Consider the following 16,580-nt stretch of genomic DNA (forward strand, 5'->3'; position numbering starts at 1 on the left):
ACAGCTGGGCTCGGTTCATCATCCGGCACGACGGTGATCGTCGGTTCAGGCTGGCGCCGATGCAGTCGGATGCGGGGCAGGCGGTCCTGCGACATTTCGGCCTGCCGACCACAACCTTCGATACGCTGCTGGTCGTCGAGGCGCGCACGGTCTATGGCAAGAGCGAGGCATTCCTGCGGGTCGTGGCCGGCCTCGGCTGGCCGTGGAAGGCACTGGTGATGCTCCGCGTGGTGCCGCGGCCGCTGCGGGACTGGATCTACGACCGGATCGCGCGCCGCCGATATCGGCTGTTCGGGCGCCACGCCTGCTGTGTCTCGCCGCCGCCGGATCATCCGGGGCGGTTCCTGGGCGACGACGGCCGGCACTGAGACGCGCCGAGCGGTGCGCTCACCGTTCGCGTGTTCGATGACGCCTCCGCGCCGGCTCGGGGAAACGCGCGTGGGCCGAGCGCGTCGCGGCTGCTCGCTACAGCGCGACCCGCGCCAGGCGCAGCACCGGGGCCGGGCAGCGCGGCTCAGCTCGGTGTCGGCGCGCTCTCGGCGATCAGGCCTTCGCTCTTGAGTTCATCCCAGAACGCTGCGGGAATCGACGCCCGCATGGAGGCCGCGTTCTCGTGCGCCTGCTCGGCGTTGCGCGCGCCCGGAATGGTCGCGCTCACGACGTCCGGCGCGGCCGTGAACTGCAGCGCCGCGGTGCGCAGGTCCACGTCGTGCGCCTTGGCGACGGCGCGCAGGCGCTCGCGCTTGTCGATCACGCCGTCGGGCATCTCGCCGCCGTAATGCCAGCGGTCGACGCCGGCAAGAAAGCCGGCGTTGTAGGGCGCGCCGATCACCACCGAGGCGTTGTTCTCGCGCACGCGCGGGAACAGGCGATCGAGCGCGTCCTCGTGCTTGACCAGCGAGTATTCGGTGGCCTGCAGGATCACGTCCGGGTCGGCCGCGTCGAGGGCGGCCAGCGCCGGTTCGATATCGTTCACGCCCATGCCCCAGGCCTTGATCATGCCTTCCTCGCGCATGCGGGTGAGCTCCGGCATGGCGCCGTCGATGGCGATCTGGAGCTGCTCGCGCCAGTCGTCGAAGTCGGTGTTGCTGGGCGCGAGATCGTGGATATAGACGATATCGATCTTCGGCACGCCCAGACGCTGCAGGCTGTCCTCGACCGAGCGGCGCACGCCGGCGGCGGTGTAGTCGTAGCGGTAGTCGAAGTTGAGATCGCCCTTCCAGTTGCCGACCGAATCCACCGAGGCGTCGGGGATGAGCAGGCGGCCGACCTTGGTCGAGAGCACGTAGTCGTCCGGGTTCTTGTCGTCGAGAAAATGCCCGAGCCGGCGCTCGCTCAGGCCCAGCCCGTACCAGGGTGAGGTGTCGAAATAGCGCACGCCCGCCTGCCATTGGGCGTCGAGCATGGCTTCGGCCTGGGCGTCGGGCGTGACCTTAAAGATGTTGCCCAGCTGGGTGGTGCCGGCGCCGAGCTTGTAGGGCGGCCGGTAGCGCGCGGCATCCTCGGGATTGGCCGGCAGGGTGTCGGGTTCGTATGCGGCGCCCGATCCGCTGTCGTCGCTGCGGCGGGCCGCAAGAAGAGGCGCGCTGACGGTCGCGGCCGCCGCAATGGCGGCGTTCTGTAGAAAACGACGGCGATCGATCATGACGGGTCTCGGTAAGGTGAAGACATCAATCTAACGTGGATGGCCATACCGATGCCGAAGCCAGGCCGGCAAAACAGCGCGCCGGTCTGCCGAGAGGCCGGCGGGCGGTCAAGCCGCGCCGCTGCATTCACCGGCCCGTGTGGCGCTCTTCGCGGCTCCGTGCGTTGTGGGTGCCCGGAGGCTATGGGATGATCCGCGCATGACGACACGCGGATTCTTCCTCGTCGGCTTCGCGCTGCCGGCGCTGGCTCTGGCTTTTGCCTACTATCTCGAATATGCGCTGGGTCTGGAACCGTGCCCGCTGTGCATCTTCCAGCGCGTGACGATGGCCGGCGTGGCGGTGTTCTGCCTGATTGGTCTGCTGCATGGGCCGGGCCCGCTGGGGCACCGCGTATATGCGGTGCTCGCGACGCTGTCGGCTCTGGCCGGCGCGGCGATCGCGGCGCGACACGTATGGCTGCTGCATCTGCCGGCCGATCAGGTGCCAGCCTGCGGGCCCGGGCTCGACTACCTGGTCGATGTGATGCCCCTCACGGAGGTGCTCGCCACGATCCTGCGCGGTGATGCCAGCTGCGCGACGGTCGAGGGTGCCTTCCTGGGCGTCAGTCTGCCGGCCTGGACCCTGCTGTGTTTTCTCGTGCTGTCGCTGTGGACGCTGGCCGGCGTGTTCGGCCTCGGCACGCGACGCGGCCACGACGACTGATTCGCGATTTTAGGAGACTCTGACCATGACGCCCGTAACCGATCTCTGCGACGAGTTCAGCGACAAGCTGCAGATCCTCGACCCGATCTTCACCGACTTCGGCGGCGCGCTGGACTTCGCCGGCCCGGTCAGCACCATCAAGTGCTTCGAGGACAATTCGCTCGTGCGCGCCGCCCTCGAGGAGCCCGGGGAGGGCCGGGTGCTGGTCGTCGACGGCGGCGGCTCCGAGCGCTGTGCGCTGCTCGGCGACAACCTCGCGCAGCTGGCGATCGACAACGAATGGGCGGGTATCCTGGTCTATGGCTGCATCCGCGATTCCGCCGATATTTCGCAGATGGGCGTGGCGGTGAAGGCGCTGAACGCGCACCCGAAGAAGTCGTACAAGAAGAATCAGGGCGAGCGCGACGCGCCGATACGATTCGCCGGCGTGTCCTTCATGCCCGGCGACTGGATCTACGCCGATCTGGACGGCGTGGTCGTGTCCGAATCGGAGCTCTCGCTCTGAACGATTCGATGGCCGGCGTTTCCGTCAAATCAGCCGCACAGGACGGTTAGTTGCAGTGAGGGCGAAGGCCATCGCGCGCCGGCCTCGGGGCACGGTCGGGCCGCAGCCCGCCGCCGTGTGACCTTGGGGGCGCCGCCCGAGCCGCCGTCGGACTGCGGCCGCTGCCCGCGGCTGGTGGCGTTGCGCGAGCGCGTGCGTCGGGACCACCCGGACCACCATGCCGCGCCCGTGCCCGGCTTCGGCCCGGGGGACGCGGCACTGCTGATCGTCGGCCTCGCACCGGGTCTGCACGGTGCGAATGCGAGCGGACGGCCGTTCACCGGCGATGGCGCCGGCGATCTGTTGTACCCGGCTTTGCACGCGCATGGCTTCGCGTCGGCGCCGTGCTCGCGCGGGCCCGGCGACGGCCTGACGCTGCGCGACTGTCGGCTGACCAACGCGGTGCGGTGTCTGCCGCCGGGCAATCGCCCGGTCGCGGCCGAGATCAATCAGTGCAACCACTTTCTGGCCGCGGAGATGCGGCGCCCGCGGGTGCTGCTCGCGCTTGGCGGTCTGGCACACAAGGCGGTGATCCGGGCGCTGGAGCTGCGCCAGGCGAGTCATCCCTTCGGCCATGCCGCCGAACACTCGCTGCCGGGTGAACGCGTACTGCTCGACTCCTATCATTGCAGCCGCTACAACACGAATACCGGCCGACTCACGCCGGCGATGTTCGCGGCCGTGTTCGCGCGGGCACGGCAACTGGTCGACGGACAGGGCTTGCCCGCGGATCGATAGACGCCATCATGCACGCATGACCACGGACACCGGTTTCGACCCCAATCGCTATGTGCGCCAGCTGACCCAGCGGCCCGGCGTGTATCGCATGTACGACGCCGAGGGCACCGTGCTCTACGTCGGCAAGGCGAAGAACCTCAAGAAGCGCGTTTCCAGCTATTTTCTCCGCGCCTCCGGCAACGCCAAGACCGAGTCGATGCTCGATCAGGTGGCCGATATCGAGGTCACCATCACGCATACCGAGGACGAGGCGCTGCTGCTGGAGTCGACGCTGATCAAGCGGCATCGACCGCGCTACAACGTCTATCTCAGGGACGACAAGAGCTATCCCTATCTGCTGATCACCGGCGACAACGATTTTCCGCGGGTGGTCTATCATCGCGGCGCACAGAAGCGCGAAGGGCACTACTTCGGGCCGTTCCCCAGTTCCGGTGCCGTGCGCCAGACGCAGGACACGCTCATGCGGCTGTTCAAGCTGCGCAACTGCCGCGACAGCTTCTTCGAGAATCGCACGCGGCCGTGTCTGCAGTATCAGATCAAGCGCTGTACCGCGCCCTGTGTCGGCTACATCAGCCAGGAAGACTATGCCCGGGATGTGCGGGATGCGGTCGAGCTGCTGCAAGGGCGCAACGAAAAGCTGATCGATCGGCTGGTCGGTGACATGGAGGCCGCGAGCGCGGCGCTCGATTTCGAGACCGCCGCCCATCTGCGCGAGAAGATCGCGGCGCTGCGCCGACTGCAGTCCCAGAGCCAGACGGTCGGCGGGCAGGGCGATTTCGACATCCTCTGTGCGGCCATCGACGGCGGCGTGGCGGCGGTCGTCGTGGTTACGGTGCGCGGCGGCATCAATCTGGGCCACCGCAGCTTCTTCCCGAACGCGCCGGCCGGAACCGAGGTGGCGGACATGATGGCCGCCTTCGTCAGCCAGTATTATCTCGACCGGCGACCGCCGCCGGAACTGCTGATCGACCCCTTGCCGAGCGACGATGCCTGGCTCGCCGAAAGCCTGTCGCAGCGCGCCGGCCGCAAGGTCGCGTTCAAGCCCCGGGTGCGCGGCGAGCGCCGCCGCTGGCTGGACAACACGCGCGCGACGCTCGAGCAGACGCTGTCCGCGCAGCTGGCGAGCCGCGCGGGCGTGGAGAAGCGTCTTGCGGCCCTGGCCGACGCCCTCGGGCTGGAAACACCGCCCATGCAGATGGCCTGCTTCGACATCAGCCATACGCGCGGCGAACGGGCCGTGGCCTCCTGCGTGGTCTTCGAGGGCGGGGCGCCGAACAAGTCCGCCTATCGGCGCTTCAACATCGACGGCATCGAGCCCGGCGACGACTATGCGGCGATGCGGCAGGCACTGACGCGACGCTTCAAGCGGGTCAGGAGCGGCGAGGCGCCGTTGCCGGATCTGCTGCTGATCGACGGCGGTAAAGGGCAGCTCGCCGTGGCCCGGGAGACGCTGGCAGAGCTCGGAATCGAGGGCGTGCAGCTGCTCGGCGTCGCCAAGGGGGCGACGCGCAAGCCCGGTCTGGAACAGCTGTTTTTGCCGGGCGACAACGCCCCTCTTATACTGCCGGCGGACTCTCCGGCACTGCATCTCATCCAGCAGATCCGTGACGAGGCGCATCGTTTCGCGATCGCCGCGCACCGCGGCCAGCGGGGCAAGGCGCGCAGCGGCTCGATGCTCGATGACGTGGAGGGCCTGGGACCGAAGCGCCGCAAGAAACTGCTGCAGACATTCGGCGGCCCGCGGCAGGTTGCGCGGGCCGGTGTGGCGGAACTCGCACGCGTGGACGGGATCAGTGCGAGAATGGCCCAGCGTATCTACGATCATTTTCACGACACGGCCTGACGCAGGGTCGTTACGGGCCCCGAGGAGACGCTCTTGAACCTCCCGATCTGGCTGACGCTCTTCCGGCTCGTGCTGATCCCGTTCGTCGTCGGGCTGATGTTCGTACCCATGTCCGGGTTCAACATCGCCGCGGCGATCCTGTTCGGTGTCGCCCTGGCGACGGACTGGCTGGACGGCCATCTGGCCCGGCGCTGGAACCAGACGTCCGCCTTCGGCGCGTTCCTCGACCCGGTGGCGGACAAACTCATCGTGTGCGCCGTGCTGGTCATCCTGGTGTATCGAGATCCGCACTATTACGTGGCGTTGCCCGCCGCGGTCACCGTCGGGCGCGAACTGACCGTGTCGGCGCTGCGCGAATGGATGGCCGAACTCGGCGAACGCGGCGTGGTGGCGGTCGGTTCGCTGGGCAAATACAAGACCGCGATCCAGATGGCCGCGATCTTCTGCATGCTGTTCCAGCTGACCGAGCAGGGGATCGTCTACGGCGTCGGCGTCGTGTTGCTGGTGATCTCCGCCGCGCTGACGATCTGCTCCATGATCGAGTATCTGCGCCAGGCCTGGCCGCGTCTGAGCATGGAGCGATAATCGATCAATACCAGCGTGGAAAATGGGTTGACACCCATCGCGCTGTGCCTACAATACGCACTCTCGATGAGCGGGAATAGCTCAGTGGTAGAGCACAACCTTGCCAAGGTTGGGGTCGCGAGTTCGAATCTCGTTTCCCGCTCCAACTGAACAAGCCGAAACCTCGGCCGAACGGTCGGGGTTTTTCTTTATCGGGGTCCGGCCGCTGCGCGCAAGCCGCCGGACCGTCGCCGGCCAGGTGGCAGAGTGGTGATGCAGCGGCCTGCAAAGCCGCGTACCTCGGTTCGATTCCGGGCCTGGCCTCCATCCCCGTTGCTCGTCCCGCAGTGCCCCGTCGCGGTCGGATGAACTGCTAGAATCCGGCGCTCGCGCCCGGATGGCGAAATGGGTAGACGCATGGGACTTAAAATCCCTTGGCCGCAAGGCCGTGCCGGTTCGAGTCCGGCTCCGGGCACCATAAAATCAGTAACTTACGAAATTTAGCTTGTTGAACGTTGTTGGCCGTGGGACACTCATGGGACAACAATAGCCAACAGGTGACAGTAAGTGGCAACGATCACACGGCGCGTGTCCCGCGACGGGACAGTGAGTTATCAGGCCAAGGTGCGAGTGCAAGGCGAGAAGCAGCGGTCTCGCACGTTCAAGCGCAAGACGGACGCGAAGCTCTGGGCGTCCAAAACCGAAACCGATCTAGGGCACGGCGCATACGTCCCCACAACGGCAGACCGCCGGCGCACGCTTGCCGAGGTTATCGACGCCTACAAATCCGATTACCTGCCGTATAAGACCCACAACAAAGACGCGACCAAACAGACCGCCATGCTCGGCTGGTGGCGGGACAACGCGGGACACGTCACGCTCGACAAGCTGACCCCGCAGACTATTGCGAGCTTCCGCGCCGACCTCGCGAAACGAAAGAACAAGCGCGGCGAGCCAATCAGCGGCCCGACGCAAAACCGCTATCTGGCCGCGCTGTCGGCGGTCTGCAAGTGGGCCTGGCGCGAACAGGGCTGGCTGCAATCCAACCCCGTCTTGAGCGTCACAAAGCGCGCCGAGAACACGAGTGCCGGCCGCTGCCTGTCGGATGCCGAGCGGCGGACGCTGCTGCGCGCCTGTCGCGACGATCACGATCCGAACATCTATACCGCCGTCATGCTCGCGCTGGCGACCGGCTGTCGCTACTCGAATATCCGCTACCTGCAATGGCGCGACGTGGACCTGGACGACTGGACGTTCAAGCTCGCCGCGACCAAGAACGGCGACGCCCGCACCGTGCCGATTGTCGGAGACGCGCAGAGCGCCATGCAGGCGCAATATGACGCCGACCCGACCGGCGAGGGCTGGGTATTCAAGGGCCAGCGTGACAACGCCCCCGCGACGCTGCACACCGCTTGGCAGCGCGTTCGGGAAAAGGCCGGGCTGCCCGACTTCCGGTTCCATGATCTGCGCCACAGCGTCGGCTCTTATCTGACCATGAACGGCGCGACACTGGCCGAAGTCGCCGAGGCGCTAGGGCACCGCACCCTGGTCATGGCGCGGCGCTATACGCACCTTACAGGCGAGCACACGCGCGGCGTGCTGGAGCGCGGGGTCAGGCTGGGCGCGGATGATGAGTAAACACATCACGCTCGATTGCACAACGCGCGACGAAGAAAAGCACGCGAAGATAGTTCAGTCACAGCGCGAGTACGTGCGAAAAATCGCCGACGTGCTGGATCGTGGCGATTCACTCGATATGTTGGACGACCCGAAGTTGGCGGGCGAGGTTGCGGCCGCCATACTCCGCGCGTGGGCTGACAACGTATCGGACAAGCCAAAACGCAAACGCGGACGCCCTGCGTACAAACTGAATCCGTTTAACGTCGCAATCGAGCATGAATTACTCAAAGCGCGGAAAGGGATGAGCGACAACGCGGCGAACGAGAACCTTGCCGAGAAACACGACGTTTCCGTTGAAGCAATCCGTGAGGCGATTAAAAAGAAGGGCGCTGACGCCCGATCCTTCCTTGAGTTTTTCGAGATGCCAAGAAAACCGGCCGAATAGTTCCCAAGTAATTCTTAGAATTACTTCCTAGAGGCATTTTCTAGCTTTCCGCAATCTTTGTCTTGCACGGCCAATAAGGGCCGAAACAGTGAGGCAAAGTTATGGGACGCAATCTACAGACCGTTGCGCAATTCGCTAACGGCACGCCATTCACCGAAGGACAAATCCGCTGGTGGATATTCAACTCTGCCAACAACGGCATGGACGATGCCGGGGTTATCTTACGTGTTGGCCGGCGCGTTTATCTCGACCCTGACAGATTTTTCGGAGTTTGGGTTGCTCGCCAGAATCGCGAGGGCGCGGCGTGATCGGCCGCACCTTCTACATGGTCGCCGAGGTCGAGCACGCCGACGACGGCCGCGTACTGCCGAAACGGTACGTATCCGGGCCGTATGGCGAATACCTGCTCGCGAAACAGGTTAGCGCCGAGCTGGGCGACGGCTACCACGTGTTCCAGGCGACCGACTTCGACGACGAGGTGCAGTCGTGAGCGTATCAGCGATTAATCAGGCCCGCCCGGTAAAACGCAAACGGCGCACCAAGGCGCAGGTCGAGCAACTAGAAAAACAGATATATGACGTGCTGAAGGATGACCATCCACAATCGGTACGTCACGTGTTTTACCGGATGACTGACCCGAGGCTAGATGAGCCGGTCGAGAAGTCAGAGCGTGGGTATAACCATGTTCAAGATCGCATGACCAAGATGCGACGCGCCGGCACATTGCCGTATGGCTGGATCACGGACTCGACGCGGCGCGGACACTTCACCTACACGTACCGCGACACCGCCGACTTTGTCCGGTCGGTCAAAGGGCTGTATCGCGGCGATCTGTGGATGCACGCCGATCATTACGTCGAAGTGTGGTGTGAATCGCGATCAATCGCGGGCGTGATCGAAAACACATGCCGCGAACTAGCCGTCAGTCTCTACCCGGCGGGCGGATTCACGAGCCTGTCATTCGCTCACGAGGCCGCGCAGTTCATCAGGGATGATGCACGCGGCCGGCCGGCGGAAATCATTTACATCGGCGACTTCGATCCGGCCGGCGTCACCATCGACAAATCCATCGAGACCGAACTGCGGCTGCATGTTGGTGATGAGGTCGATCTGAATTTTCACCGCATCGCGATCAACGAAGATCAGATTGCTGAATACGACTTGCCGACCAAACCAAGGAAGAAATCGGACAAGCGCGTCCTGCATCTCAAGGAGACCGTCGAAGCGGAGGCCCTGCCCGCATACATCATGCGCGACATGCTGCGCGATGCCGTCGAGCAGTTTCTGCCGCAAGGCGCGCTGCACGCAACGAAAGTTGCTGAAATCGAAGAATCGCGTTTTCTCGACGATCTTGCCTGCCGTCTTGATCGCGGGCTGGTATGAATCGTCCGATGCACTTCGATTAGATGCCGCCCGAGCTGATGGCGCGTGCCAACTGGCTTTTATGGCGACGGGAGAAGAAGGGCAAGGTGCCGTATCAGGCCGATGAGCCGCGCCGGCGGGCCAAGAGCACCGACCCTGCGACCTGGGCCTCGTTCGACGCCACACGCGCCGCCTACAAGCCACAGCGTGATGCGGGCGTCGGCTTTGCTCTGGATGGCGACGGTCTGGCTGTCATCGACATCGACGGCGATACCCGCGAGCAGGCTATCGACCTGCTGCACGACACCGGCTGTCGGTACATCGAGGCCAGCCCGTCCGGCAACGGACTACACGGCTGGGGCTTGTTCGATGGCGAGCTGCCCCGGAAGCAAGGCATCCACGACGGTATCAGCGTCGAGATATACAACTCGGCGCGATATATGAGCGTTACCGGAAACGTCATCAACGCCGGGCGCTTCAAAGAGCTGCACTCGCTGCATGAACTGTCGGCCTCGCTAAAAAGAGCTACCGCTACACAGAGCACACAAGAGACTCAAGAAACTCAGGAAGCACAAGAGACTCAAGTCAGGGGTGGCGTTGTGCCCATTGGCGATGAAGCTCTAAAACGGTTTTTACCGCCAACGGTCGGCACTCGAAACAAATACCTGTTTGCGCTCGCACGCCACCTGAAAGCACAAGTTCCTGATGCGAGCCGAGCCGATCTTCGCGGCATCATCAAGGACTGGCACAGGCTCGCGTTGCCAACAATCGGCACGCAAGACTTCACCGAATCGTGGGGCGACTTCATTCGTGGATGGGATGCCGTGCGCTGTCCCGAAGGTGAGCTGCTGGCCGAGCTACTCAAGGGCGTTGACGACGATCTGCTACCCGATGGCGTGCCAGATGACTACGGGCCGAAGTCACTGCGCCTGGTGAAGATATGCCAACGGCTTCAACATCATGCTGGAAATGAGCCTTTCTTCATTAGTGCGCGGACAACCGGCGACCTGCTAGGCATCCACTACACCAACGCCGCGAACATGCTGCGCGCCTTGATGGCCGACGAAGTAATCGAGCTTATACAGCGAGGCACGCGAAAGGATGGGCAGGCCAGCCAGTACCGGCTTGTAGCAGGCGCGGCGCACTGATGGCCGCCTGGCCGTACAACACACAGCAATGGCAACGCCTACGCCGGCTCAAGCTAAGCGACGAACCGTTGTGTGAACGATGCCGAGCACGCGATCGAGTGAAGCCCGCCAAGGCCGTTGACCATCGTGTCGCGATCAGCGCCGGGGGCGATCCATTCCCGACGCTGGACGCGCTGGCCTCGTTGTGTACGTCGTGCCACAGCATCAAGACCGCCGAAGACGAGGGCCGCGCCCGACCGACTATCGACCCGGCGACGGGCCGGCCGTTCGGCTCAAGCGAGTGGTGGTAGGCGTAACATGCTGAATATGCGAAATAAAATCGCTCAGGGCTGGTGGCTGAGTATCGCCCGTCCACCTATTTTTATAGTTAGTTTAGCCAAGGCTAAGTTTTAGGAGCCCAACATGGGACGACGAGGACCGGGCGCATCGGGCGCCGCCGAGCGTGACCCGAGTCAATTTGTCGATCTGACCGACGCCGCCGACTGGCGCGAGGATGGCATCGACCGGGCCGAAGCGGTGATTCGTTTCGTCGAGCAGTTGCCGATCACGGCGGGCGTGCTGGCAGGCGAGCGTATGCGCTTGCGCGACTGGCAGCGCGAGATCGTGCGCAGCATCTATGCCACCGACGACGACAACCGCCGTATCAAGCGCTCGGCTCTAATTACACTGCCGAGAAAGAACGGGAAGACCCAAGTATGCGCCGCGCTCGCCCTGGCGCATCTATGCGGACCAGAGGCCGAAAGCCGAGGCCAGATTATCTCCGCCGCCGCCGACCGCGAGCAGGCCGCGATCATCTTCGAGGAAATGCGCGCCATGATCGAGCGACACCCGGAGCTGACCGACCGCTGCAATATCCGTAGCTTCAACAAGCTGATCGAGGATGACGTGAGCGGCTCGACCTACCGGGCGCTCTCGGCGGATGCGCGAACGAAACATGGTCTGAACGCATCATTCGTTATTTATGACGAACTGGCGCAGGCACCGAACCGCAATCTCTATGACGTGCTGGCGACCAGTACGGCCGCCCGTGCCGAACCGTTGTTCGTGACGATCAGTACGCAATCGCCCGACCCGAATCACGTTCTGTCGGAGTTGGTGGCCTACGGCCGCAAGGTGCTCGACGGCAGCGTGGACGATCCGACCTTTCACGCCACGATCTATGCCGCGCCGGATGATGCCGACTGGCTGGATGAGAACGTCTGGCACGCCTGCAACCCGGCGCTGGGCGACTTCCGATCATTGGAGGAAATGCGCGTCGCCGCCCGACAGGCGCAGCACATCCCGGCGCGTGAATCATCATTCAGGGCGCTGTATCTGAACCAACCCGTCGAAGCCGATCACCGCTTCATCGCCGCCGCCGATTGGGATGGATGCCGCGACGAGATCGTTGTCGAAGCGCTCAAGGGCCGTCAGTGCGTCGCAGGGCTCGATCTGTCCGCAACCCGCGACCTGACCGCCCTGGTGCTGTACTTCCCCGACAGCGGCGCTGTGGTCCCGTATTTCTGGGCACCCGGCGAACGGATGGACGTGCGCGAGGAGACCGACCGCGTACCGTATCGCACCTGGCAGCGGCAAGGCTTGATCGAGGCCGCCGGCGAGCGGGCGATCGACAAGCGGGCTGTGGCGCTACGCATCGGCCAGATTGCGCAAGACTTCGATCTAACCGGCCTCGCCTTCGATCGCTGGGGCTTCGACGAGCTGAACCGGATTCTCGACGAGGAGGGCATCGACGGATTGCCGCTGGTCGAGTTTGGGCAGGGCTTCAAGGATATGTCACCGGCTGTCAGTGCCTTGGAGCGGGCCGTATTGCAACGAACCCTGATTCACGACGGCAACCCATGCCTGGCCTGGAATATGAGCAACATCGCAATCGACGAAGACCCCTCCGGCAACCGCAAGATCACGAAATCGAAAAGCCGCGACAAGGTAGACGGCGCAGTAGCGCTTGCGATGGCGGTCGGTCTGGCCGCGAAAATGCAGCCGGCACAGGAATATGACTTCGACCGCGATCTAGTGCTGGAAATATGAGGTTTACTCTCGCGCTCGCATATGCTACGTGATAACATTGCAATTGTACGTACATACACACGACGAGAAAGACCATGCCCAATATCCGCGATCTGCGCGAACAGCGCGCCCATACCGTCGAGGCCATGCGCGCCTTGTCCGACAAGCCCGCCGGCGACAACGGCGACCTGAGCACCGAACAGGCCGACAAGTTCGATGAACTGCGCGCCGACAACGAACGCATCGAGAAAGCGATCGAGCGACAGGCCGCGCTGGACGACGCCGAACGCCGGATGAGTGGCGCGACCGTCACCGGGCCTGAATCCCGCGACTACGCGCAGCTCGCCGAACGTGTGTCGATCGTGAAGGCGATTCGCGGCCAGATGCAGGGCGGCGCAGACGGCGCGGAGCTGGAATACTCCCGCGAGGCCGAACGGCGCAGCGGCCGAACGGCTCAAGGCTTGTTCATCCCGATGGCGAAGTTCGAGACTCGCACGACCACGACGGGCAATGCCGGCGAGCTGGTCGGCACCGATCACATGGGCAGCCAGTACATCGGCGCGCTGCGCAACAATCTGGTGGCGCGGCGCATGGGCGTTCGCATCATGTCCGGTCTTCAGGGCGATGTTGAGATCCCGAAGTTCAAGTCGGGCACGACCGCCGGATGGGTTGCCGAGGATTCGCCCGTACCCAGCGCAGATATGACGTTCGGCAGCGTCACCTTGAGCCCGAAGACCGCCGGCGGCATGTCGGAAATGTCGCGCAATCTGCTGCTGCAATCCTCGCCTGACATCGAGACGCTGGTTCGCGATGACCTGGGCTTCATGCTCGCCAAGATCATCGACGCCGCGATCATCAACGGCGGGGGCACCAATGAGCCGACCGGCGTTCTGAGCGCATCGGGCACGCAGTCGGGCAGCCTGGCGACACCGAGCTTTCAGGAAGTACTCGCCATGATCCAACTCGGCGAGGAGGCCAACGTCAACCCGAATAGCTGGCTGATGAGCCCGGCGGCCAAGGCCGTGCTGGCCGGCACGGAAAAAACCGCACAGACCGGCGAGTATCTGCTGACCGGCGGCACGCTGGCCGGTATCGGCGCGACCAGCACGAATCAGGTTCCCGAGGCCGGCGAAGGGCTGGCGAACGTGATTCTCGGCGACTGGAGTCAGATGTTGCTCGGCGTTTGGTCCGAAGCCGATCTGCTGGTCAATCCCTACGAATCCGACGCCTACGCACGCGGCGCGGTCAAAGTGCGCGTTATGTCCACGCTCGACACCGCGATCCGGCACGCCGAGGCATTCATCATCGCCAACGATCTGGGCACGGGCGCGGTTTAATGACCATCGAGACCCGCACCGTCACTGAGTACCGGGCGCAGGGGCGCACCCTGTCCGGCTACGCGGCGACGTTCGGCACCGAAGCCCGCATCGGCTCATTTAGTGAGTCGATCCGGGCCGGGGCCTTTAGCGACAGTCTGTCTACCGGTCGAGATATTCTCGCGCTGGTCGATCATGATGCGACGCGCGTGCTGGGGCGTACCAAGACCGGCACCTTGAAGCTGGTCGAGGATGCACGCGGCTTGCAGTTCGAGATCGACGTACCCGACACCGCCGCCGGCCGCGACGTGCTGACGATGGCCGAACGCGGCGACCTGGGCGGCATGTCTTTCGGCTTCAACGTCACCGATGAACATTGGACCGGCGAGCGGCGCGAGCTTCGAGCCGTCGATCTGCGCGAGATCAGCGTCGTGAACGCATGGCCCGCGTATGCCGGCACAAGCATCGACGCACGGGCCGCACGGCCGCGCCTGGCAGGTTTGCAGCGCTATCTAAGGACGATCTAGCTATGGGCCTACTGCGACGCATGGCCGACCGTTTCGACCCGGAAACCCGCGAGGCCGATCCGTCATGGGATGCGGTCAAGCAAGATCGGGGTCTGAACGTCTACGCGGCACGCCAAGCCGAAAATCTATCGACCGTTCTGGCCTGCACACAGGCCATTAGCAGCGCGATCGCCAGCCTGCCCGCGTATGTCTACCGCCGGGGCGATAGCGGCCGCGAGGTGGACGCACAGCATCCCGTCATGCGCCTGATTCATCTCGGGCCGAACCCGCGCCAGAGCTGGCCCGACTTCATGGAATGGATCGTCGCGCAAACCCTGCTGCGCGGTAACGGGCTGGCCCAAATCATGCCGGATTCGATGGGGCGGGTTAATTCGTTGATCCCGATCCCGTGGGAAGACGTGAGCGTTCAGGTATTGCCGTCGGGCCGCCTGGCGTTCGACGTGCACGACGGATACGGCTATCGGCGCCTGCTGCAAGACGAGGTGCTGCATCTCACCGATCGCACCGACGACGGCAAGATCGGGCGCAGCCGGCTCCAGCGGGCGCGTAGCGTCATCGGCGCGGGCCTTCAGGTGCAGGAATACGCCGAGTCCATGTTCGCGAATCAGGCCACGCCCAGCGGCGTTATCGAGGCCGACGGCAAGATCAACAACGAACAACTGCAAAGTCTGAAAAGCCAGTTCGCCAAGGCATACAGCGGTTCGGCCAACGCTCGAAAGGCGATGATTCTCGACCAAGGGCTGCACTTCAAGCCGGTATCGGTATCGCCCGAAGATGCCGAGCTGCTGGCGTCCCGGCGCTTCACCGTCGAGGAAATCGCGCGCGTCTACAGCGTCCCGCCGCCGATCATCGGCGATCTAAGCCACGGCACGTTCACCAACTCCGAAACCGCCGGGCGCTGGTTCGCCATGCACACCCTGACGCCCTGGTTGCGCAAGATCGAGGCGCAGATTGTGCGCAGCGTATTCAGCGAGCGCAGCCGCGCCACCCGCGAGTTTCAGTTCGATCTGTCCGGCTTTCTGCGCGGCGATCCTGAGCAGCGCTGGAACAGCCACAAGATCGCGGTCGATAGCGGCATCCTGACCGCCAACGAAGTCCGCGAGATCGAGGGTTACGAGCCGCGCCGCGACGGCGATCAACTGGAAGTGAACGATGCTCGAAATCACGACACCGCCACAGTCTGAACCGCTGTTGCTGGAAGAGGTGAAAGACCATCTCAGAATCGACACCGATGCGCACGACACCCGCCTCGCCGCGCTGATTCAGGCCGCACGCAAACAGGCCGAACGCTACCTGGGCCGATCCATTGGCCGGCAGACGCTGGCGCTCGCGCTCGACTATTTCCCCGACGAGATCGGGCTACCGCGCCCGCCCGTGGTGAGCGTGACTGAGATCGAATACACCGATCCCGAGGGCCTGCAAGAGACACTCGACCCATCCCTGTATCGCCAGTCTGGCGCGCGCCTGGCACCGCTGAATCACTGGCCGCGTACGGCGCGTTTCCCCGGCGTGGTCCGCGTCACCTATGAGGCCGGCGTTTCCATGACGCCCGAACCGATCCGACAGGCGATGCTGGTTATGATCGAGCGCTTGTTCGATCGGCACGTCGAGCAGTACGACGACACCCTCGCGCGCCTGTCCGACATGCTGCTGTGGCCGTATCGGCAGGTTGCGGTATGAGAGCGGGCGAACTGACCGAACGCATTACCGTCGAGGCTAAGACGATCATTCGCGACGGCGGTGGCGGCTACTATGAGGAATGGGCACCGTTCGCAACACTACGGGCGAAGATCATTCATCAAAAAGGCGAGGAGAGCTTTGTCGCGGCGCGAACGCAGGCCAAGGTAACCGTTAAGTTCAAGACCCGCTTTCAACCCGGCATTACCCCGTCGCACCGCATTCAGTGGCGCGACAAGACGTTCGATATCTACGACGTGGACGATACCCGCCGCCGGGATGATGAGTTATGGATCACGGCGACGGCTAAGAGCTAGATTTTCTACCCTGGCCGCGAGGGCCGGCATAGCCGGAAACGTGGCGACGGTCTTAGTCGGATAGTCACCGTCTCATGCAAGCAACCCCGACGACTCGCAGCGCAAAACCGGCATCGGGCCGGAC

General features: G+C 64.0%; 20 protein-coding genes and 3 tRNA genes. 22 read left to right on the forward strand and 1 reads right to left on the reverse strand.

Annotation, left to right across the window (positions count from 1 at the left end; genetic code table 11):
* Positions 1–368: thiol-disulfide oxidoreductase DCC family protein (locus tag SAHL_RS12110; protein WP_123591679.1), on the forward strand; the 368-nt coding region annotated here is incomplete at its 5' end.
* A 146-nt stretch (positions 369–514) separates the two neighbouring features.
* Here SAHL_RS12110 and SAHL_RS12115 read toward each other — a convergent pair.
* The gene (locus SAHL_RS12115; protein WP_123591680.1) at positions 515–1,645 is read right to left on the reverse strand and encodes an aldo/keto reductase; all 1,131 of its coding nucleotides are present in this window, start codon (positions 1,643–1,645) and stop codon (positions 515–517) included.
* A 199-nt stretch (positions 1,646–1,844) separates the two neighbouring features.
* On the opposite strand from SAHL_RS12115, the gene SAHL_RS12120 reads away from it, so the two are divergent.
* The 21 genes from SAHL_RS12120 (at position 1,845) to SAHL_RS12220 (ending at position 16,456) form a co-directional block, all read left to right on the forward strand.
* Complete coding sequence (locus tag SAHL_RS12120; protein WP_123591681.1) at positions 1,845–2,348, forward strand: disulfide bond formation protein B; 504 nt, start codon at positions 1,845–1,847, stop codon at positions 2,346–2,348.
* A 25-nt stretch (positions 2,349–2,373) separates the two neighbouring features.
* Positions 2,374–2,853: a ribonuclease E activity regulator RraA gene (gene rraA, locus SAHL_RS12125; RefSeq protein WP_123591682.1), complete on the forward strand. Its 480-nt coding sequence runs from the start codon at positions 2,374–2,376 to the stop codon at positions 2,851–2,853.
* A gap of 123 nt (positions 2,854–2,976) precedes the next feature.
* A complete protein-coding gene (locus SAHL_RS12130) occupies positions 2,977–3,630 on the forward strand; it encodes a uracil-DNA glycosylase (RefSeq protein ID WP_245968512.1) in 654 nt (217 codons plus the stop codon).
* A 16-nt stretch (positions 3,631–3,646) separates the two neighbouring features.
* A complete protein-coding gene (gene uvrC, locus SAHL_RS12135) occupies positions 3,647–5,473 on the forward strand; it encodes an excinuclease ABC subunit UvrC (protein WP_123591683.1) in 1,827 nt (608 codons plus the stop codon).
* 33 nt (positions 5,474–5,506) lie between these two features.
* Positions 5,507–6,058, forward strand: a complete 552-nt coding sequence (pgsA, locus tag SAHL_RS12140; RefSeq protein ID WP_123591684.1) for a CDP-diacylglycerol--glycerol-3-phosphate 3-phosphatidyltransferase — start codon at positions 5,507–5,509, stop codon at positions 6,056–6,058.
* 70 nt (positions 6,059–6,128) lie between these two features.
* Positions 6,129–6,203 (forward strand) — tRNA-Gly (locus tag SAHL_RS12145).
* Positions 6,204–6,290: 87 nt separating this feature from the next.
* A tRNA-Cys gene (locus SAHL_RS12150) sits at positions 6,291–6,364 on the forward strand.
* Positions 6,365–6,428: 64 nt separating this feature from the next.
* A tRNA-Leu gene (locus SAHL_RS12155) sits at positions 6,429–6,515 on the forward strand.
* Between the two features lie 89 nt (positions 6,516–6,604).
* Positions 6,605–7,675, forward strand: a complete 1,071-nt coding sequence (locus tag SAHL_RS12160; RefSeq protein WP_123591685.1) for a tyrosine-type recombinase/integrase — start codon at positions 6,605–6,607, stop codon at positions 7,673–7,675.
* On the forward strand, positions 7,668–8,102 hold the full coding sequence (locus tag SAHL_RS12165) for a hypothetical protein (RefSeq protein ID WP_148045563.1): 435 nt from the start codon (positions 7,668–7,670) through the stop codon (positions 8,100–8,102). Before SAHL_RS12160 ends, SAHL_RS12165 begins: the two co-directional genes overlap by 8 nt.
* 101 nt (positions 8,103–8,203) lie before the next feature.
* On the forward strand, positions 8,204–8,410 hold the full coding sequence (locus SAHL_RS12170) for a DNA-binding protein (RefSeq protein WP_123591687.1): 207 nt from the start codon (positions 8,204–8,206) through the stop codon (positions 8,408–8,410).
* Positions 8,407–8,592 (forward strand): hypothetical protein, encoded by a 186-nt coding sequence (locus tag SAHL_RS12175; protein WP_123591688.1) that lies wholly within the window; start codon positions 8,407–8,409, stop codon positions 8,590–8,592. The genes SAHL_RS12170 and SAHL_RS12175 overlap by 4 nt, the downstream gene beginning before the upstream one ends.
* On the forward strand, positions 8,589–9,485 hold the full coding sequence (locus SAHL_RS12180; RefSeq protein WP_123591689.1) for a hypothetical protein: 897 nt from the start codon (positions 8,589–8,591) through the stop codon (positions 9,483–9,485). Before SAHL_RS12175 ends, SAHL_RS12180 begins: the two co-directional genes overlap by 4 nt.
* A gap of 38 nt (positions 9,486–9,523) precedes the next feature.
* Entirely contained in the window at positions 9,524–10,612 is a 1,089-nt protein-coding gene (locus SAHL_RS12185) for a hypothetical protein (protein ID WP_148045564.1), read from the forward strand.
* Positions 10,612–10,902 carry an HNH endonuclease signature motif containing protein gene (locus SAHL_RS18420; RefSeq protein ID WP_123591691.1) on the forward strand — a complete coding sequence of 97 codons (291 nt, stop codon included), beginning with the start codon at positions 10,612–10,614 and terminating at the stop codon, positions 10,900–10,902. The genes SAHL_RS12185 and SAHL_RS18420 overlap by 1 nt, the downstream gene beginning before the upstream one ends.
* A 112-nt stretch (positions 10,903–11,014) precedes the next feature.
* A complete protein-coding gene (locus SAHL_RS12195; protein WP_123591692.1) occupies positions 11,015–12,640 on the forward strand; it encodes a terminase large subunit in 1,626 nt (541 codons plus the stop codon).
* Between the two features lie 74 nt (positions 12,641–12,714).
* A complete protein-coding gene (locus SAHL_RS12200) occupies positions 12,715–13,956 on the forward strand; it encodes a phage major capsid protein (RefSeq protein WP_123591693.1) in 1,242 nt (413 codons plus the stop codon).
* Entirely contained in the window at positions 13,956–14,462 is a 507-nt protein-coding gene (locus tag SAHL_RS12205) for an HK97 family phage prohead protease (RefSeq protein ID WP_123591694.1), read from the forward strand. The genes SAHL_RS12200 and SAHL_RS12205 overlap by 1 nt, the downstream gene beginning before the upstream one ends.
* 20 nt (positions 14,463–14,482) lie before the next feature.
* On the forward strand, positions 14,483–15,646 hold the full coding sequence (locus SAHL_RS12210; RefSeq protein WP_221177949.1) for a phage portal protein: 1,164 nt from the start codon (positions 14,483–14,485) through the stop codon (positions 15,644–15,646).
* Complete coding sequence (locus SAHL_RS12215) at positions 15,615–16,142, forward strand: head-tail connector protein (protein WP_123591696.1); 528 nt, start codon at positions 15,615–15,617, stop codon at positions 16,140–16,142. Before SAHL_RS12210 ends, SAHL_RS12215 begins: the two co-directional genes overlap by 32 nt.
* Positions 16,139–16,456 carry a phage head closure protein gene (locus tag SAHL_RS12220; RefSeq protein WP_123591697.1) on the forward strand — a complete coding sequence of 106 codons (318 nt, stop codon included), beginning with the start codon at positions 16,139–16,141 and terminating at the stop codon, positions 16,454–16,456. Before SAHL_RS12215 ends, SAHL_RS12220 begins: the two co-directional genes overlap by 4 nt.
* The last annotated feature ends 124 nt before the right edge of the window (positions 16,457–16,580 follow it).

This window comes from Salinisphaera orenii subsp. halophila YIM 95161, assembly GCF_003732545.1.
Classification (GTDB): domain Bacteria; phylum Pseudomonadota; class Gammaproteobacteria; order Nevskiales; family Salinisphaeraceae; genus Salinisphaera; species Salinisphaera orenii_A.